We start from the raw sequence: 17,004 nt of genomic DNA, 5'->3' as shown, positions 1-17,004 counted from the left end.
ACGGCATGCCGGATTCCTATGAGCGTCCGCTCGCCAGGCGCGGCTCCGAGCAGCTTGGCGAGTCGGCCCAGAGCAACGCCATTCATCTCGCGATCGCGGCCTGGCAATGGCCGAGCTATTTCGATCCCGAGCAGCGGCTGAAGGGCATCAAGCTCGATCTCGCCGAATACCGCAGGCCCGATCCGCGCACCGCGCCCTGTCTTGCCAAGGCAGCGGGCCTCTACATGATCTGCACGGTGTCGAAGCATCGCGCCGAGCGCCGCGGCTTTGCCGACGCGATGATGCTTGACTGGGAGGGCCGGGTGGCGGAATGCACCGGCGCCAATATCTTCTTCATCAGGGACGGAAAAATTCATACGCCGATGGCGGATTGCTTCCTGGACGGCATCACCCGCCGCACCGTGATCGATCTCGCCAGGCGGCGCGGCATCGAGGTGATCGAGCGGCGCATCATGCCCGAAGAATTGTCCGGTTTCTCGGAATGCTTCATCACCGGCACCGCGGCGGAAGTCACCGCGGTCGCCCAGATTGACGCGTGGAATTTCAATCCGGGCGGCATTACGAAGACGCTGATGGACGATTACACCACCGAAGTGCAGCCCAAGTCGCGCGCGGCGTGAGCCGGTCCGCCTGCGCGCGCATGCGCCGCCCGGCATCACAGGCGGCGTAAGCGCGGTTGAACCGGCTTTGCGCGCTCCTGGTTCTGCGATCGGCGATCTGCGCCAGCGGCATCGAACCTGGCAAAGAGCGCATCGCGCTCGGCCAGCTTGTGCTGCGCGATTTCTGCCGCGCGTTTGGCGCCGGCGCCTTCTGACCCGGCCAGCATGGTCTCGCGCGCAATGAACCGTGCATCCGGATGCACCTGGCGCCATTTGTCCGAGAAGCAGTCCCGAACCCCGGCGCAGGTCCGCATGCGGCGGCATCGCGGCTTGGGGCAGACGCGCCAGAACGCGAATGCATTGCTCAGCGCGCGATTGTCTTCGTCTTCGTCCGCTTCGATGCGCGCCTGTGCGGCGCGCTGCGCGGGCGTGCTGCAGAAGCCGCCGGAAGTGCCGCGAGATTTGCGTTTCGTTGCAGACTTGCGGCGAGGCATGCGAAATCCTCCTCGCGGGGCGGCGCCTCCGAGGCATGAGGGAGGGGAGCGGAGCGCTGCGAGGCGCATCCACCAATGTCCACGCCCATCAAGGCGCGGCGCGTGTGGTTGTCGCACACACGCTCGCCTCGCGGCGCTCCGCTGCGGCGTTCTGGTGCGGGGCGCAAGGCATTCCGCACTGACCCCGGGCCGCGTTTGCGTGCCCCGATCCTGCGATCAGGGCCGTTCAGCGAGGCTCCTCGCGCACCGGTCGTAGTGCCGGTAGAGCGGGGTCCCGAGGCCTCCCGGGAGCATGGCTGACGAGGCCATGCACGCAGGCGCCGCACCCGCTCCATCAAACGGCGTCACCGGTTGACGCCCTCCTGAGCAGGCAATAGGAATATAAACATAGGAAAATAAGGATGTCAAGCGGCCGGTGCGCGGTCACGCGCTGCGCAACCGCGACACATGGTCGAACTCCGGCTCCCGGATTCAGCGCTCCGGCGCCGGCAACGACGTGGCTAGGACTTTCCCCATCGCGCCGCGGCGGCGTCGTCGGAATCTTTCGCCGCCACCCAGTCATGGCCGCCCGGCCGCTCTTCCAGCTTCCAGAACGGCGCCTGCGTCTTCAGATAGTCCATCAGGAAGGACGCCGCCTCGAACGCCGCCTGCCGGTGCGCGGAGGCCGTGACAACGAGTACGATATTGTCGCCGGGCGTCATGCGGCCGTAGCGGTGGATCACGGTCACGCCCAGAAGCGGCCAGCGCGCCTCGGCTTCCGCGACATGCCGCGCGATTTCCTCTTCGGCCATGCCGGGGTAATGCTCCAGAGTCATCGCGCTGACACCGCGTCCACCCTCATGATCCCGGCAAACGCCGGTAAAGGTCACCACGGCACCGATATCGGTCCGCCCCCGCGTCAGCCTTGCCGCTTCCTCCGAGGCGTTGAAGTCTTCCGGCTGGAGGCGGATGGTTGCAGCCATCATCCCCCCGTCATCGGCGGAAAGAACGCGATCTCGCGCGCGCCCGCGATCCGTGTCGCCGGCTGCACGTGTTTGCGGTCGATGGCGGCGCGGATCACCTTGGGATTTTCGAAGGCGTAGGCATATTCCTCGCCGCGACCGGCAAGCCAGGTCATCAGGTCCGATACCGTGGCGACCGTGTCGGGCGGGGTGAGTTCTTCCTCGGCCTTGCCGATACGCTCGCGCACCCAGGCGAAATACAGCAATTTCAGGTTCATTCGTCGATGATATGCCGCAATCCGGCGCGGAAATAGTCCCAGCCCGTATAGAGCGTCAGGATCGCCGAAATCCAGAGCAGGACGATCCCGGTCATGGTGGTCAGGGCCAGCGGATCGCCTGCATATTTCCAGCGCCATTCCATGAAGCTGGCCGGAAGATAATAATCCACGGCCTCGCCGCCAAGCAGGAACCCGATCGCGACGAGTTGCAGGGTGGTCTTCCACTTGGCGAGCTGCGTGACCGGCACGCTCACCCGCAGTTCCGCGAGATATTCGCGCAGGCCCGAAACCAGGATTTCGCGGCACAGGATGATGATCGCCGCAAACAACGACCAGCCCTTGATGGTTTCGTCCGCGGCCAGCATCAGGAGGCATGAGGCGACCAGCAGCTTGTCGGCGATCGGATCCAGCATGCGGCCGAGCCGCGATTGCTGGCCCCAGCTGCGGGCGAAATATCCGTCGAAAAAATCCGTGATCCCGGCCGCGATGAAAATCGCCAGCGCCACCAGCCGCAGCCACAGCCCGCCCTGCAGGATGGTCTGCCAGTACATGCAGGCGACCACCAGCGGAACCGCGCCGATCCGGCAATAGGTCAGGACATTGGGCAGCGAGAACGCTCCCCCTTCAACTCGCTGGGTCGACACGGAATTCATGGGGGCAGCGAACACACCCGGCGCTCTGTCGTCAACCCGCCGAAGGGCGATAGCCACACTTGTCCCGGGCCATCGGCCCGGCCGTAAAATCCCTCGGATTCAGGCCGGTTGTTCGTGAAAAAAGTCATAGATGCGCCGCGCGGTGTCGGCGTTGATGCCCGGAACCTTGGCGAGGTCGCCGACCGAGGCACGCTCGATCGCCTTCAGCGTCCCGAAATGATTGAGCAAGGCGCGCTTGCGGGTCGGACCGATCCCCGGGATCTCCTGCAGGCCACCTTCGCGGATGTCACGCTTGCGGCGCGTGCGATGCGAGCCGATGGCAAAGCGATGCGCCTCGTCACGCAGCCGCTCGACGAAATAGAGCAGCGGATCGCGCGGCGGCAGCCGGAACGGCTCCCGATCTGCCGTGAAGAAAGTTTCGCGTCCGGCGTCGCGGTCCTTGCCCTTTGCGATCGCCACCAGCGGCACGTCGGTCACGCCGAGCTGCTCCAGGGTTTCGCGGGCGGAGGAAAGCTGTCCCTGGCCGCCGTCGATCAGCACCAGGTCGGGCCAGGGCGTATCGGTCTCGCCGAGCACCGCGCTGGAGCCGGTCGCGATCGGATCGGCCAGCGCCGCGGACGCATCGTTGCGCGGATGCTCGCTGAGCAGGCGCTTGAAGCGGCGCTCCAGCACCTCGCGCATCATGCCGAAATCGTCACCGGGCGTGAGGTCGTCGGATCGGATGTTGAACTTGCGATACTGGTTCTTCACGAAGCCTTCCGGCCCGGCGACGATCATGGCACCGACCGCATTCGAGCCCTGGATATGGCTGTTGTCATAGACCTCGATCCGGCGCGGCGGTGCGGGCAGGTTGAATTGCGCCGCGAGCGATATCAGCAGCGCCTGTTGCGAGGAGGTTTCCGCAAGCTTGCGCCCGAGCGCCTCGCGCGCATTGGCAAGCGCATGGTCGACCACGTCGCGCTTTTCGCCGCGCTTGGGCCGGGTTACCTCGACGGCATGGCCGCTCTTGGTCGACAGCGCTTCGGCGAGCAGGGCGCGCTCCGGCAGTTCTTCCGACACGAGAATGGTCCGCGGGCAGGGCTTGTCGTCGTAGAATTGCGCGATGAAGGCGTCGAGCACTTCGTCCGCCGGAACGCCGCGATCGGCCTTCGGGAAATAGGCACGGTTGCCCCAGTTCTGCCCGGTGCGGAAGAAGAAGACCTGAACGCAGTGATAGCCGCCGGCCTGGTGGATCGCGAATACGTCGGCGTCGTCGACGCCGCGCAGGTTGACGCCCTGCTGCGACTGGATCGCCGACAGCGCCGCGAGACGGTCGCGGTAGATCGCGGCTCTCTCGAAATCAAGCGACTGCGACGCTTTCTCCATCTCCTCCGCCAGCAATTCCTTGACCGCGCGACTCCTGCCGGACAGGAAGTCGCGCGCCTCGCGCACCAGTTCGGCATAGGCGTCCGTTGCAATCTCGCCGGTGCAGGGCGCCGAGCAGCGCTTGATCTGATGCAGCAGGCAAGGCCGGGTGCGGCTCTCGAACACGGCGTCCGAGCAGGAGCGGATCAGGAATGCTCGTTGCAGCGCGGTGATCGTGCGGTTGACCGCCCAGACCGACGCGAACGGGCCGTAATAATCGCCGGCGCGGGTGCGCGCGCCGCGGTGTTTCAGGATCTGCGGGGCCGGGTGATCCCTGCTGATCACGATATAGGGGAATGACTTGTCGTCGCGCATCAGCACGTTGAAGCGCGGCCGCAATCGCTTGATCAGATTGGCTTCGAGAAGCAGCGCCTCGGTCTCGGTGCGGGTGGTCACGAATTCGAGCGAGGCGGTCGCCGCGATCATGCGCGAGATACGGCTGTCGTGGCCGGTCGGCCGGATATAGGAAGCCAGCCGCTTCCTGATGCTCTTGGCCTTGCCGACATAGAGCACGTCACCCGCTTCATCGAGCATGCGATAGACCCCGGGCGTCGCCGGCGCGTGCTTCAGGAAGGTGGCAATCGCCGCGCGTCCGGCCGCGAGCGGCCCCTGCGGACGCGCATCGGCGTCCGGCTCCGGCAGGGGCAGGCTCTGATCCTCATCCTCTTCCGTGAGGTCGGGTTCCGGATCGATATCGGTCTTGCGGCCATTCATGGCAGACGATTCAGATGTTCCAGGCGATCACGCCGTGCAAGGGCGAACTGCGTGCAGCGCCGCCGGCCGTGCGCGGTCAATGGATCGTTAACAGAGGTTTCCGCGATTTTCACACTTCATTAGCGATGCGTTTAGGACCCGCGCTCGATTCACGACTGTTTAACTTAAACAACGCGATAACTCGAAGCCGAAAAAGGCCATGTATCGGCCGCCGGCGCGGGTTGGCTCCCGCGCGTATCCGCGAGTGAAGCGGAAACCGGTGCGGGAGTGAGTGAGATGAAAAAGTTGCTGGTTGCAGCCGTCGCCCTGGCGACGGTCATGATTTCGGGACACGCGCGCGCTGCCGACATTGGCTATCCGCAATATGCGCCGGCTCCGGCGCCTGTTCTGATGCCTCGCTGGACGGGCTTCTATATCGGCGGCAACGTCGGCTACCAGTGGGGCGAGATCGACAACAACCCGACCCAGCCCTCGGGAGTGATGGGCGGTGTGCAGGCCGGCTATAACTGGCAGAACGGCATGTTCGTGTTCGGCGCCGAAGGCGATCTCAATCTTTCCGCCGCCGACGAGACGTTCGCGCCGTGGAAGTTCTCCAACCCCTGGTTTGGGACATTGCGCGGACGGCTCGGTGTTGCGCCCTGGCAGGGCGTGTTGTTCTACGGCACCGGCGGTCTGGCATTTGCCGGGCTCGAAGCCGAGGTCAATGGCGGGCTGTCGGAGAGCCGCAGCCATCTCGGCTGGACCATCGGCGGCGGCGCCGAGGTCGCGCTCAATCCGGCCTGGTCGGTCAAGGCCGAGTATCTGTATCTGAGCTATGCGGCGCGCGCCTATACGGTCACTGGCGCCGACCACGGCTTCGACACCAGCCTCGTCCGCTTCGGCGTCAATTACCGGTTCTGAACGCTCGTTCGAGGCTGCGGCTCCGAAGCCAGCCTCTCCCGGCCGGCAGGATATCGCGGGGGGAGAAGCGTGTGGGGACGCTTTGCGGTCCGGACGCGCCTGGCTATTCGGAACTCCGGTTCGAGAACCGCGCATTGCCAAGGCCGGTGCCGATCGTCAGCACCGCCCAGTGATCCACATCCTGCATGAAGGGCGTTTCGCTCAACCCCTGCACGACCGCATCATTGTGCAGCACCACAGCGGTATCATCGTCGCCGATCTTCGGGATGGCCTCGTGCAGAGCCTGGGGCAGATTGAAGCGGCTTGACGTCCAGTTGCCGGGCAGATTCTGCGCGCCGCGGTCGATCGAGCCATCGGATTCGATCAGCCCAGGGCAGCCGATTCCGATGAAGGGCGCGAGCTTGATTTTTTCCCGCTGCGCCTTGGCAATGAGCCGCTTCAGCATGCCGGCGAGGTTGTCGACGGCTTCTTCCCGCTTGACGTCTTCCTCTTCGGCATGTCGCCACAATTCGTATTTCCAGACCACGGCCTTCGACAGGTCGGTCTTCTTCTTCAGGTTCAGGTCGACCACGCCGGCACGAATGTTGGTTCCGCCGATATCCACGCCCAGAATGGCGTCATGGGCCTTGAACATCCAGGCAGGTGCAAGATGCCCGGCTCCGATCAGACCGGCCTCGTCGGGATCGTTGCGGATCGGTACGAGATCAATCTTGATCTTGTCGGCTTTCAGAATGATCGCGGCGCGCCCAATGGCAAGCTCGCCGACGCGATGCGCCCGGAACCCGCCGCCGATCACGATGCGTTCGGTCTTGGCCCACGCCTTCAGTCTGAGAAAGCGGCGGATCACCAGCGCCAGTTCCTGCGAGAATTCCTCGATCGCGCCATGGACGAGCCCGGCAGCTTCCGGTTCGCCCTTCGTGAGCAATTCGTCGAACTGCTTCTTGCTCAGGTCTTCCGTGGGCATGTCGCCGAAAGGGTCGCCGCCCGACTTGCGCAAGGCCTTGCGCCAGTTCTCGACGATGTCGGTGAACGCACCCTTGCTGGCGCGGTCGCCGAGAAAGCCTTCGTCATCCTTGAGTTCGACATTGTAGCTGTCGACTTCCACCGACGGCAGGCGCGCCGCGCCATGCGCGGCGACGGCGGGTAGCGTCCTCGTATCAGCCATGTGCCCTCCAACGCGGACCAACGATGGAAGCGGGGAACGGTTCCGTCCAAGGCAACGTCCCGGCACATGCAAGGAATGATTCAAAGTCCCTTCACGATGTCGATCGCCCGCCGCAGCAGGGTCATCGACGCCTCCGGCGTGCGGAACGCCGCGTGCGCGGAAAGCGTCACATTCTCCATCCGGGCGAGCGGGTGATCGGCCGTCAGCGGCTCGTTGTGATACACGTCGAGACCGGCGTGACGGATATGTCCGGAGCGCAGCGCCGCCAGCATTGCCGCTTCGTCGATCAGCGCGCCGCGCGCGGTGTTGACCAGAATGACGCCCGGCTTCATGCGCGCGATGCGATCGGCGCTGAGGAAATTGCGGGTCTCGTCGTCGAGCACGAGATTGAGCGAGATGACGTCGGACATCGCCAGCAGCGCGTCGAGTTCGACCAGCGGCACCGGCGCATCCGCGCGCCGGGTGCGATTATGGGCGATGACCTTCATGCCGATGCCCTGGGCGATGCGTGCGGTCTCCGAGCCGATGCCGCCAAGGCCGATGATGCCGAGCGTCTTGCCGAGAAGCTGCGTGCCTTCCAGCGGCTTCCAGGTGCCGGCGCGCAGCGTGCGGTCCATTTTCGCGATGTCGCGCGCGCAATCGAACATCAGCGCAATCGTGTGCTCGGCGACCGCGGTGTCGCCATAGCCCTTGATGGTATGGACGGTGATTCCCAGATCCTTCAACTCGGCGAGATTCATGTAGCTCGCCGCGCCGGTGCCGAGGAACACGATGTGCTTGAGTGATTTGCATTGCGCGACGACTGGCGTCGGCATCGCCGAATGATCGTCCAGCACGATGTCGTAGCCGTCGAGCAGATGCGGCAGGTCCTCGGTGCGGAACGGGACGGTGTTGACCGTGATTGGGGGATCGCCCGCGCCATGGACACGCCGCCAGACCGGTTCGAGCTGATGATTGCAGTCGATGAAGATGGATTTCATGATGCCCTAGTGCCCGGTTTTCCGAAGTTCGTGATACGTCGCAGCAATCTCTTACACGAACTTCGGAAACCAAGGGGCATCAGCAAGTCCATAATTCCATTGCCGCTTTCGATATGAAGTTCCTGACCGGAGTTTGCGGCAGGCGGTGCAGGAACTTCAAATCGGCGGCTCTAGATGCCGGCTACGGATGCGATTGCGGAAATGTCCGCGTCCTTCGGCAGATTGAGCCTGAACCTGTCACGCAGGACCGATACCAGCTCGTCCGCGCTGGAAATCGTGTGCTGCTCGGCATGGCCTGCCGGGTCATGCGCACTGAGACGATTGTTGCGCAGCGCATAGCGGCGGTCCGGTGTCGGAATCGCGGCCATCAGCGTGCGGGTGAAAATCGAATCCGGCGAGGTCGAGATGAACCAGTTCGCGGAATCCCAGTCGGCCGCGGCCTGTTCGGCCAGCGAGAGCTGGAACAGCGGATGCCATTCACCGTTGACCTGCGCCTGGACCTGGAATTCGTCCCGCACCGCAATGATCCGATACGTGCCATGCGGAGTCTTCTGTTCGATGTCGGTGACGAAGCGAAGCGGAGCGGTGAGCGTCAGCCCTCCGAACCCGACATCGGCGAGGAATTCACCGTCCGGAAGCGAAATCAGCAAGGCCATGTGATGGCGGGCGGCGACCCGCCCCGGCGCCTGCCATTGCACGCGGCCGGCGAGGCTGCGCACCGTGAACCCCATCCGTTGCAACGCCGTCATGAGCAGGGTGTTCTGCTCGTAGCAATAGCCGCCCCGCTTTCGCGTGATCAGCTTGTCGACCAGCGATGCGGTGTCGAGCCGGACCGGAGCCTTGAGAATGACGTCGAGATTTTCGAATGGAATCGATGACGGATGACGCAGGTGCAATTCCTGCAAGACCGCGAGGCTCGGGACGCGCATTCCCGCATAGCCGATGCGTTCGAGATAGGCGTCGAGATCGAAATCGTTCGTCATGCGCGTCCTGGCCGCTTCGAGGCGCCGCACCTTAGTGGATTTGGATTGCGCGACAAGCCTCGGGGCGCTGCCACCATCCGAACCAGAGAACTGTGCTAGGAGGCGGTCATGACGACATTGAAGTCCATCCTCCTGATCGCGCTTGCAGGCTATCTCGGCATCGTCCTGCTCATGTATGTCGCGCAGCGCGCGCTGATGTATTTCCCCTATTCGGAACGGATGATGCCGGCCGATGCCGATTTTCCGCAGGCCACCGAGCTGGAGCTGAAAAGCCGCGACGGTGTGCGCATCCTGGCATGGACCGTCGCGCCCAAGCCCGGGAAGCCGGTGGTGCTGTATTTCCACGGCAATGGCGGCTCGCTTGCGCACCGCGTTCCCCGCTTCCGCCGGCTGGTCGAGGACGGCACCGGGCTCGTGGCGCTGTCCTATCGCGGCTATGGCGGTTCCGATGGATCGCCGAGCGAGGACGGGCTGATCGCCGATGCGCGCGCGGCCTATGACGAGGCGCGGACGCGTTATCCCGACGCGAAAATCGTGCTCTGGGGGGAATCGCTCGGCACCGGCGTTGCGGTCGCGCTCGCCGCCGAGAACGATGTGGCCGCCGTGATTCTGGAGGCGCCGTTCACCTCGGCCGCGGATGTCGCCTTCAGCGCCTATCCGTTCGTGCCGGTTCGTCTGCTGATGAAGGATCAGTTCCGCTCCGACGAGCGCATCGGCAAGGTGAAGGCGCCGGTGCTGGTGATGCACGGTGCGCGCGACCGCGTGGTGCCGTTCCGGCTCGGCGAGCGGCTGTTTGCGCTCGCCAACGAGCCCAAGCAATTCGTGCGCTTTGCCGATGGCGGCCACGAGGACCTCGACCGCTACGACCATCTCGCCGCCGCGCGGGACTTTCTGGCGCAATATGTGCGCTAGCCAAGTCTGGAATGGCCTGGACTAGCGCCCGGCCGCACGCCGCTGCACAAGTTTCCAGGGCAGCACCAGAAGCGGAAAGCTCAACCCGGCGAGCGCCAGCACCATGACCGCGCGCCAGGGCCACGGACCCAGCGCATCGATGAAAGGCGGAATCTTGAGCGGCGGCGCCGGGTCGCCGATATAGGCATAATTGGCACCGAGCCACGCATTGACCGGCACCACCGCCGCCACATAGAGCGCGCTGAACCCGTAGACGCGCGGCAGGTCGTTCCACAGCGGCCGGAAGCCGAGCACCAGCAGGTCATACAGCGCGCAGGCGAGCACGATGGAATGCGCCAGAAAGAACATCCAGAACACGGCGGAGACCGGCCCCGCGGTGAGCGCCGGCTGGATGAAGGCCTGCAGGGTGAGCGCGAAGGCCCAGAAATACAGGGTCGCCCGCAGCCAGCGGCTTGCGGTCAGCAGCGCCAGCGGTCCGATCAGCCCGCCGAGATCGCAGATATGCAGCGGCAGCCCGTTGAACCAGTCGATGCCGCGGCTGTGCCACCACGCATTGTAGGACACCCAGTACACGATGCAGGACCAGGCGAAGCCGCGCCGCAGGCTGCGCTCCGCATCGGTGCCGCGCAGCGACCGCCCGGCCGCGATCAGCGCCGCAATCGCGATGGCGCAGACCGCGACGGCGGCGGCATGCAGCGGCGTGTAGGGCGCGAAATGCTCCCAGGTGCCCGGCTGGGCCGGCGCGATCGTCTGCTGCATCGCCGCTGTCCCCCTCCGCCGAGTGATGCAGGACGCCGAGTGTAGCGGCAATGGGTGTCGCGGCGGGGAGGCGGAGTGTCGCGCCGGCACATGCGGGCGGGCTCATGCCGGCGCCAATGATCTGGCTGCGCCTTTCTCCGCCCAGACGACGCCTCGCGAGGGCGGCTCTCGATGAGCGATGTGAAGGAAATAAATCCTAATATTCAGCTAGTGTCAACAAGCAGTTTGCGGGGCTTTTTGACATTTCTCAAGAACAAATATAGAACATCGCCAAAGGCGGTATTTGAAGCGTGAGATTTCGCCGACAATGCCACGATGACGAATCAGTCGATCGTTCCGTCGGAGATCGCAAAGCACTTTGAGGTGCATGAATGGCGCAATGGTCTTGCCATTTTGTCGGCGGCTCATCTGCAAGAGTGGAGAGACATTCTTGCGGTGCTGACGGGCTTTCGCCTGCTCAAGAGCGACATCCTCAAGCCGGGCGGGTCCAAAGGACTAATCTCAAGCAGCCTCGATACCCACTTCACCAAACTTGGCTGGGTCGAGAAGAAGTTCGACACCAAGATAGTCGTGGATACGAGCGAATACATTACGCCCACGCACAAGGTCGATTGCTACAAGAACCGGGTGGCGCTCGAAGTAGAATGGAACAACAAGGATCCATTCTTCGATCGCGACTTGAACAACTTTCGTCTGCTGTTCGAACTGCGTGCGATCGATGCCGGCGTGATCATCACGCGCTGCACCGAACTGCAGAAAATCTTCAATAAGCTGGGGCGGGGAAAAAGCTTTGGCAACTCCACGACCCACATGGCGAAACTACTCCCGCGGCTTGATGGCGGAAGCGGAGGCGGCTGCCCCGTCGTTGTCTTTGGAATTCGAGAAGCCTGCTATGTCGAAGATTGAATCCCTGGCCGCGGCCGATCTATTGCGCTTCGCAGGCAAGCGCCGGTTCGGCACAATTCTCGCCGATCCTCCGTGGCAATTTACAAACAAGACTGGAAAGGTTGCGCCCGAACACAAACGGCTATCGCGTTACAGCACGATGAAGCTTGATGAGATCATGGCGCTGCCGGTGGCGCAGGTGGCTGCACCGACTTCGCACCTATACTTGTGGTGCCCAAATGCCCTGCTGCCGGAGGGCTTGGCGACGATGAAAGCGTGGGGCTTCCAATACAAGGCCAATGTCGTCTGGCACAAGATCAGGAAAGACGGCGGCCCTGACGGTCGCGGCGTCGGCTTTTATTTCCGCAACGTCACTGAACTGATCCTGTTCGGTGTGCGCGGAAAGAATGCGCGGACACTGGCGCCTGGGCGTAGTCAGGTGAATTTTCTAGCGACGCGCAAGCGGGAGCATTCGCGCAAGCCGGACGAGCAATACAACATCATTGAATCATGTAGCTCAGGCCCTTTCTTGGAGATGTTCGCGCGGGGCACGCGCAAGGGCTGGACCATGTGGGGCAATCAGGCGGATGACGATTATCATCCGACTTGGAAGACATATGCCAATCATTCCCAAGCGCGTTTGATCGCCGCTGAATGATGCATCACGACCGCGCTTGTCGCGGACATCCACGTCTTACTTGGCGAGCAAAGACGTGGATGCCCGGGTCAAGCCCGGGCATGACCGCGGTGGCCGTCGCGGTTACCGCGCCAGCGCGCGCGTGACCGCCTCCGGCTCCTTTTCCACGATCTTCAGCAGGATGCGCGCCGAGCGCTCGGGCTGGCGACGCCCCTGTTCCCAGTCGCGCACGGCGGAGACCGCAAATCCGTAGGTCGCGGCGAAGCGTTCCTGCGACAGCCCGAGGCGCTTGCGGATTTTCCTGACGTCGACATTGGCAGGCACATGCACGCGATAGCGCTTCGTCTCGGCGGTGCCTTCGAGGAAGGCCTTCGCATCGTCGAGCCCGGCCTTGATCTTGTCGAATGCGCGCTTGCTCATGTCTGTTTCCGATAATCTTCCAGCATTACGGCGACCGATTTGCCCAGGGCATTGCGCTCTGCCGCAGTCAGGTCCGTCTTTTCGTTCTTGGCGAACAGCGCCAGCAGGAAGACAGGCACATCGTCGCCGCCGAACAGATAGATCACACGAGCACCGCCGCGTTTGCCGTGCCCTTCCACACCGACACGCACCTTGCGCACACCGCCGGCGCCCGGGACGACCGCGCCGCAAAGCGGATCGGCCGATACCATGTCGACAATGGCCTCGCGCTCCGCAGGGGTCAGCAGCCGCTCGGCGTCGTCGAGATAAGCGGGCGTTTCGACGACGGTGCGCATGAGACAGGATATATACGGCAATGCCGTATGCGATTCAAGAGCTGGGCGTGGACGGCCTGCGTCACTCCCCAAACCTTAGCCCCACCGCATCCACGACCGGCGCGGCCTTCCGCATCGCCTCGCTGTCCGACATGAAGTCCTGCTCGCCGCCATGGACCGCGGCGTTGTCGGCGCCCTCGCGCATCATGAAGCGCAGCGTCAGCGTGCAGCCGCCGGCCTGTTTGTCCAGCGCGCCGCCGTTCCAGTCCAGCGTGGTGCCGCCGTAGTCGAAGCCGAAGCCGTAGAGCCTGAACGGCCGCCCGTTCAGCGCCTCGATCTCGGCCAGTGTCATGCCGCGGCGGATGCCGTGCTCCGTGCGCCATTGCGACTCCACGCCAGTGCGGATCTCGGACGCGCGGCGCAGTCGCGTCTCGTCGATCCACAGCACCTCGATGCGGCGGGCCTTGTCGCGCGGGAAGATCACGCTCGCAACTTGCGTCTCGCCTTCGCCAGTGCCGACGCGCTGCACCGCGACATTGTTCGCGCCGAAGGCTTTCACCAGGCTCGCATGGGTGACGCCCTTCGCGAACGGTCCGGTGCAGGCGACGACCTGCTCGGGCTTTTTCGGCGCAGCAAGAGTCGGCGAGGCGACGAATAGAAGGGCGAGGGGGACGAGGGTGCGACCGAGATTCATCATGCCGATCTACGCGAGCAGGCGGCCCAAGTCATGCGGCGTCAAAGGCTTGTGCGGCTTGCGCAGATCACCTCTCCCCGCTCGCGGGGAGAGGTCGACGCGGCGCCAGCCGCGTCGGGTGAGGGGGGCTTTCCGCTCGTCTGTGCTCGCGGAGGTTCCCCCTCACTCCGACCCTCTCCCCGCAGGCGGGGAGAGGGAGCATACCGACTTCGCGGCTTGCATTGCACGCAGCTCGCTGCGGCTACTTCCTGAACTTCTTCGAGGTCCAGCCGCCGCGCTGGCCGGCCTTGCCGGCGCTGGAGCGCGGGCCGTCGCCCTGCCGTTTCGGCGGCGCCGCGCCCTCGCGATAGGGCACCGCTTCGGTGCCGGGTCCCATGGAATCCAGATCGGGGAAGTGCGGGCGGCCGCCTTCACGCTCGGTGCCGTCGAGCACCTGCTCGCCCGGCGTCAGCACGGAGGGGCGGCGGCGCTTGCCCGAAGATTGAGACTTGCCCGGCCGGTCCGGCAGCACCTCGTGATAGGAGGCGACGCCCATTTCATCGAGGGTGGGTTTGTGGGGGCGGGAGAGCGGATCGCGATCCCGGTCGCCACCTTGACCCCTCACCCGGCCACGCTTCGCGTGGCCGCCCTCTCCCGCAAGGGGAGAGGGTAACCGTTTCGTGGTCGGGTTGTCGCTGACCGCAAGCTCGGTGGCGCGCAGGCGCTTGATCTCGTCGCGCAGCCGCGCGGCTTCCTCGAAATCGAGATCGCTTGCCGCCTCGCGCATGCGGGTTTCGAGATCGGCCAGCACGGCCTCGAAGTTGTGCCCGATGGTCGCGGCTTCGGCGAAATCGCCGCGCCCGTCGCCGGTATCGATCAGCACGTGGTCGCGCTCATAGACGCTGTCGAGGATGTCGGCGATGTTCTTCTTCACCGAAGCCGGCGTGATGCCGTGCTCCTTGTTGTAGGCCTCCTGCTTCTCGCGGCGGCGGTTGGTCTCCGCCATCGCCCGTTCCATCGAGCCGGTGACCTGATCGGCATAGAGGATGACGCGGCCGTCGACATTGCGAGCGGCACGGCCGATGGTCTGGATCAGCGAAGTCTCGCTGCGCAGGAACCCTTCCTTGTCGGCATCGAGGATCGCGACCAGCGCGCATTCCGGAATGTCGAGGCCCTCGCGCAACAGGTTGATGCCGACCAGCGCGTCGAAAGCCCCCAGCCGCAGATCGCGGATGATCTCGATGCGCTCGATGGTGTCGATGTCCGAATGCATGTAGCGCACGCGGATGCCCTGCTCGTGCAGGTATTCGGTGAGGTCCTCGGCCATGCGCTTGGTCAGCACGGTGACGAGCGAGCGGTAGCCCTTCGCCGCCGTGGCGCGCACCTCGCCGACGAGGTCGTCGACCTGCGTGCGCGCGGGGCGGATATCGACCGGCGGATCAATGAGTCCGGTGGGACGGATCACCTGCTCGGCGAATACGCCGCCGGCCTGATCGATCTCCCAGGAACTCGGCGTCGCCGAGACGGCGACAGTCTGCGGCCGCATCGCATCCCATTCCTCGAAGCGCAGCGGCCGGTTGTCCATGCAGGAGGGAAGGCGGAAGCCGTATTCCGCCAGCGTCGCCTTGCGCCGGAAGTCGCCGCGGAACATGCCGCCGATCTGCGGAATGGTGACATGGCTTTCGTCGCAGAACACGATCGCATTGTCGGGGACATATTCGAACAAAGTCGGCGGCGGCTCGCCAGGCTTCCTCCCGGTGAGATAGCGCGAATAATTCTCGATGCCGGCGCAGGAGCCGGTGGCTTCCATCATTTCCAGATCGAAGGTGGTGCGCTGTTCGAGTCTTTGCGCTTCAAGCAGCCGCCCGGCTTTCACCAACTGGTCGAGCCGCCATTTCAGCTCGGCCTTGATCGAGGCCATCGCCTGAATGAGCGTCGGACGGGGCGTGACATAATGCGAGTTGGCGTAGATCTTGACGAATTTCAGCTCGTCGGTCTCGCGCCCGGTGAGCGGGTCGAACTCGGCGATCTTCTCGATCTCGTCGCCGAACAGCGACACCCGCCAGGCGCGATCTTCATAGTGTGCCGGGAAAATCTCGATGGTGTCGCCGCGCACCCGGAAGGTGCCGCGCGAGAAATCCGGCGTGCGCTTGTATTGCAGCGCGACCAGGTCGGCGATGAGCTGCCTTTGTTCGATGCGCCCGCCCTTCTTCAGCGAGAAGGTCATCGCCGAATAGGTCTCGACCGAGCCGATACCGTAGATGCAGGACACCGAGGCGACGATCACCACGTCGTCGCGCTCCAGCAGCGCGCGCGTCGCCGAGTGGCGCATGCGGTCGATCTGTTCGTTGATCGAGGAATCCTTCTCGATATAGGTGTCGGTGCGCGGGACGTAGGCCTCCGGCTGGTAGTAATCGTAATAGGAGACGAAATATTCCACCGCATTGTCGGGGAAGAAGCTCTTGAACTCGCCGTAAAGCTGCGCGGCCAGAGTCTTGTTCGGCGCCAGCACGAGGGCAGGGCGCTGCGTCGCCTCGATCACCTTGGCCATGGTGTAGGTCTTGCCGGAGCCGGTGACGCCGAGCAGCACCTGGGTGCGATCGTGGCGGTTCACGCCCTCGACCAGTTCGGCGATTGCGGTCGGCTGATCGCCCTTCGGCTCCATCTCGCTCTTGATCACCAGCGGCTGTCCGCCTTCGGACTTTTCCGGCCGGGGCGGGCGATGCGGAATCCAGGCCTGTTCGCTGAATTCAGGGCGGCCCTCGCGCAGCAGATGTTCAAGCGCGGCACTGGAGGCGGACGCGCCGATGACGCCGCGGCCGAGGTCGATCTCGTCGGGATTCTTCTGGCGACGGCGGCCGACCGACGAGCCGGGCAGCTCAGCATTCTCGTCGTGGTCGAGCCCAAGTTCCTTCGCCAGCGCCGGATCGAGGCCGGAGACCGGCGGCGCATCGAATGGCGCGCGCGCGACATAGCCGGATTGCGGCTTCTCGCGGAAACCCTCCGGCGTGGAGCTGCGTGCGGTATGCTCGCCGCGCCGGTCGGCGCGACGATCGAACGAATTGTCGGGCGGCGGCTGCAGGTTCAGACTTTTGCCGGTTCCCGAGCCCATCCCGGCGGTGCCGCGGCCGATGCCGGGATTGAGCAGATCGTCGAGCGCGGGATCATGCGCCGGCGCCTCCGGCCGATGCGCCTTGGCGCGGGTCGGGCGGGCGTAATCCCTGGTCTTTTTCGACTTGTCGGGCGATCTGGGCATGCCTCGGCAATATGGGCGGAGTCGGGTGGCGGGAAAA

The 17,004-nt window shown here is 64.5% G+C and carries 18 protein-coding genes; 5 read left to right on the top strand and 13 right to left on the bottom strand.

The features are described 5' to 3' along the window. A partial coding sequence (locus tag AB7F49_RS24190; RefSeq protein ID WP_428527123.1) for an aminotransferase class IV occupies positions 1–620 on the top strand: 620 nt, incomplete at its 5' end. A gap of 35 nt (positions 621–655) precedes the next feature. Here AB7F49_RS24190 and AB7F49_RS24185 read toward each other — a convergent pair. The 5 genes from AB7F49_RS24185 to uvrC all read right to left on the bottom strand — a co-directional run bounded on the left by AB7F49_RS24185 (position 656) and on the right by uvrC (position 5,083). Further along, positions 656–1,093, bottom strand: a complete 438-nt coding sequence (locus AB7F49_RS24185) for a hypothetical protein (RefSeq protein WP_428527121.1) — start codon at positions 1,091–1,093, stop codon at positions 656–658. Positions 1,094–1,593: 500 nt separating this feature from the next. Continuing rightward, positions 1,594–2,058: a molybdopterin synthase catalytic subunit MoaE gene (moaE, locus tag AB7F49_RS24180; protein ID WP_428527119.1), complete on the bottom strand. Its 465-nt coding sequence runs from the start codon at positions 2,056–2,058 to the stop codon at positions 1,594–1,596. Then, on the bottom strand, positions 2,055–2,306 hold the full coding sequence (gene moaD, locus AB7F49_RS24175; protein WP_428527127.1) for a molybdopterin converting factor subunit 1: 252 nt from the start codon (positions 2,304–2,306) through the stop codon (positions 2,055–2,057). Before moaD ends, moaE begins: the two co-directional genes overlap by 4 nt. Positions 2,307–2,308: 2 nt before the next feature. After that, a complete protein-coding gene (gene pgsA, locus AB7F49_RS24170) occupies positions 2,309–2,965 on the bottom strand; it encodes a CDP-diacylglycerol--glycerol-3-phosphate 3-phosphatidyltransferase (RefSeq protein ID WP_428527117.1) in 657 nt (218 codons plus the stop codon). Between the two features lie 99 nt (positions 2,966–3,064). Further along, positions 3,065–5,083 (bottom strand): excinuclease ABC subunit UvrC, encoded by a 2,019-nt coding sequence (gene uvrC, locus AB7F49_RS24165; RefSeq protein ID WP_428527115.1) that lies wholly within the window; start codon positions 5,081–5,083, stop codon positions 3,065–3,067. 276 nt (positions 5,084–5,359) lie between these two features. Between uvrC and AB7F49_RS24160 the strand changes: the two genes are divergently transcribed. Beyond that, on the top strand, positions 5,360–5,983 hold the full coding sequence (locus AB7F49_RS24160; protein ID WP_428527113.1) for an outer membrane protein: 624 nt from the start codon (positions 5,360–5,362) through the stop codon (positions 5,981–5,983). A gap of 103 nt (positions 5,984–6,086) precedes the next feature. On the opposite strand, the gene AB7F49_RS24155 is transcribed toward AB7F49_RS24160, so the two are convergent. The 3 genes from AB7F49_RS24155 to AB7F49_RS24145 form a co-directional block, all read right to left on the bottom strand. Next, positions 6,087–7,148 carry an ROK family protein gene (locus AB7F49_RS24155; RefSeq protein ID WP_428527111.1) on the bottom strand — a complete coding sequence of 354 codons (1,062 nt, stop codon included), beginning with the start codon at positions 7,146–7,148 and terminating at the stop codon, positions 6,087–6,089. A gap of 80 nt (positions 7,149–7,228) precedes the next feature. Further along, positions 7,229–8,128, bottom strand: a complete 900-nt coding sequence (locus tag AB7F49_RS24150) for an NAD(P)-dependent oxidoreductase (RefSeq protein WP_428527109.1) — start codon at positions 8,126–8,128, stop codon at positions 7,229–7,231. A gap of 170 nt (positions 8,129–8,298) precedes the next feature. Continuing rightward, on the bottom strand, positions 8,299–9,111 hold the full coding sequence (locus tag AB7F49_RS24145) for an arylamine N-acetyltransferase family protein (protein WP_428527107.1): 813 nt from the start codon (positions 9,109–9,111) through the stop codon (positions 8,299–8,301). 108 nt (positions 9,112–9,219) lie between these two features. On the opposite strand from AB7F49_RS24145, the gene AB7F49_RS24140 reads away from it, so the two are divergent. Further along, positions 9,220–10,023, top strand: coding sequence for an alpha/beta hydrolase (locus tag AB7F49_RS24140; RefSeq protein WP_428527105.1), 804 nt, complete (start codon positions 9,220–9,222; stop codon positions 10,021–10,023). A gap of 21 nt (positions 10,024–10,044) precedes the next feature. Here the strand turns inward: AB7F49_RS24140 and AB7F49_RS24135 are convergent, their stop codons facing one another. After that, positions 10,045–10,782, bottom strand: coding sequence for a TIGR02206 family membrane protein (locus tag AB7F49_RS24135; protein WP_428527103.1), 738 nt, complete (start codon positions 10,780–10,782; stop codon positions 10,045–10,047). Positions 10,783–11,097: 315 nt separating this feature from the next. Between AB7F49_RS24135 and AB7F49_RS24130 the strand changes: the two genes are divergently transcribed. Together AB7F49_RS24130 and AB7F49_RS24125 are read left to right on the top strand one after the other, a co-directional pair. Then, positions 11,098–11,688 (top strand): BglII/BstYI family type II restriction endonuclease, encoded by a 591-nt coding sequence (locus tag AB7F49_RS24130; RefSeq protein WP_428527101.1) that lies wholly within the window; start codon positions 11,098–11,100, stop codon positions 11,686–11,688. Further along, positions 11,618–12,325, top strand: coding sequence for an MT-A70 family methyltransferase (locus AB7F49_RS24125; protein WP_428527099.1), 708 nt, complete (start codon positions 11,618–11,620; stop codon positions 12,323–12,325). Before AB7F49_RS24130 ends, AB7F49_RS24125 begins: the two co-directional genes overlap by 71 nt. 102 nt (positions 12,326–12,427) lie before the next feature. Here AB7F49_RS24125 and AB7F49_RS24120 read toward each other — a convergent pair whose 3' ends face one another. The 4 genes from AB7F49_RS24120 to uvrB form a co-directional block, all read right to left on the bottom strand. Further along, positions 12,428–12,724, bottom strand: a complete 297-nt coding sequence (locus AB7F49_RS24120) for a helix-turn-helix domain-containing protein (RefSeq protein ID WP_428527097.1) — start codon at positions 12,722–12,724, stop codon at positions 12,428–12,430. Continuing rightward, on the bottom strand, positions 12,721–13,080 hold the full coding sequence (locus AB7F49_RS24115) for a type II toxin-antitoxin system RelE/ParE family toxin (RefSeq protein ID WP_428527095.1): 360 nt from the start codon (positions 13,078–13,080) through the stop codon (positions 12,721–12,723). The genes AB7F49_RS24120 and AB7F49_RS24115 overlap by 4 nt, the downstream gene beginning before the upstream one ends. A 40-nt stretch (positions 13,081–13,120) precedes the next feature. Further along, positions 13,121–13,735 (bottom strand): hypothetical protein, encoded by a 615-nt coding sequence (locus AB7F49_RS24110; protein ID WP_428527093.1) that lies wholly within the window; start codon positions 13,733–13,735, stop codon positions 13,121–13,123. A 238-nt stretch (positions 13,736–13,973) separates the two neighbouring features. Next, positions 13,974–16,967 (bottom strand): excinuclease ABC subunit UvrB, encoded by a 2,994-nt coding sequence (uvrB, locus tag AB7F49_RS24105; RefSeq protein ID WP_428527091.1) that lies wholly within the window; start codon positions 16,965–16,967, stop codon positions 13,974–13,976. Between the last annotated feature and the right edge of the window lie 37 nt (positions 16,968–17,004).

Source organism: Pseudorhodoplanes sp. (assembly GCF_050250235.1).
Taxonomy (GTDB): domain Bacteria; phylum Pseudomonadota; class Alphaproteobacteria; order Rhizobiales; family Xanthobacteraceae; genus Pseudorhodoplanes.
The sequence above is the reverse complement of the archived record's forward strand: the minus strand, read 5'-3'. Positions and strand labels throughout refer to the sequence as shown.

Excerpts from the sequence above, each read along its gene's own strand:
- AB7F49_RS24160 (WP_428527113.1), top strand. The coding sequence starts at position 5,360 with ATGAAAAAGTTGCTGGTTGCAGCCGTCGCCCTGGCGACGGTCATGATT.
- AB7F49_RS24110 (WP_428527093.1), bottom strand. The coding sequence starts at position 13,735 with ATGATGAATCTCGGTCGCACCCTCGTCCCCCTCGCCCTTCTATTCGTC.
- AB7F49_RS24140 (WP_428527105.1), top strand. The coding sequence starts at position 9,220 with ATGACGACATTGAAGTCCATCCTCCTGATCGCGCTTGCAGGCTATCTC.
- AB7F49_RS24145 (WP_428527107.1), bottom strand. The coding sequence starts at position 9,111 with ATGACGAACGATTTCGATCTCGACGCCTATCTCGAACGCATCGGCTAT.
- AB7F49_RS24155 (WP_428527111.1), bottom strand. The coding sequence starts at position 7,148 with ATGGCTGATACGAGGACGCTACCCGCCGTCGCCGCGCATGGCGCGGCG.
- AB7F49_RS24185 (WP_428527121.1), bottom strand. The coding sequence starts at position 1,093 with ATGCCTCGCCGCAAGTCTGCAACGAAACGCAAATCTCGCGGCACTTCC.
- AB7F49_RS24125 (WP_428527099.1), top strand. The coding sequence starts at position 11,618 with ATGGCGGAAGCGGAGGCGGCTGCCCCGTCGTTGTCTTTGGAATTCGAG.
- uvrC (WP_428527115.1), bottom strand. The coding sequence starts at position 5,083 with ATGAATGGCCGCAAGACCGATATCGATCCGGAACCCGACCTCACGGAA.
- AB7F49_RS24135 (WP_428527103.1), bottom strand. The coding sequence starts at position 10,782 with ATGCAGCAGACGATCGCGCCGGCCCAGCCGGGCACCTGGGAGCATTTC.
- uvrB (WP_428527091.1), bottom strand. The coding sequence starts at position 16,967 with ATGCCCAGATCGCCCGACAAGTCGAAAAAGACCAGGGATTACGCCCGC.
- AB7F49_RS24120 (WP_428527097.1), bottom strand. The coding sequence starts at position 12,724 with ATGAGCAAGCGCGCATTCGACAAGATCAAGGCCGGGCTCGACGATGCG.
- AB7F49_RS24130 (WP_428527101.1), top strand. The coding sequence starts at position 11,098 with ATGACGAATCAGTCGATCGTTCCGTCGGAGATCGCAAAGCACTTTGAG.
- moaE (WP_428527119.1), bottom strand. The coding sequence starts at position 2,058 with ATGATGGCTGCAACCATCCGCCTCCAGCCGGAAGACTTCAACGCCTCG.
- pgsA (WP_428527117.1), bottom strand. The coding sequence starts at position 2,965 with ATGAATTCCGTGTCGACCCAGCGAGTTGAAGGGGGAGCGTTCTCGCTG.
- AB7F49_RS24150 (WP_428527109.1), bottom strand. The coding sequence starts at position 8,128 with ATGAAATCCATCTTCATCGACTGCAATCATCAGCTCGAACCGGTCTGG.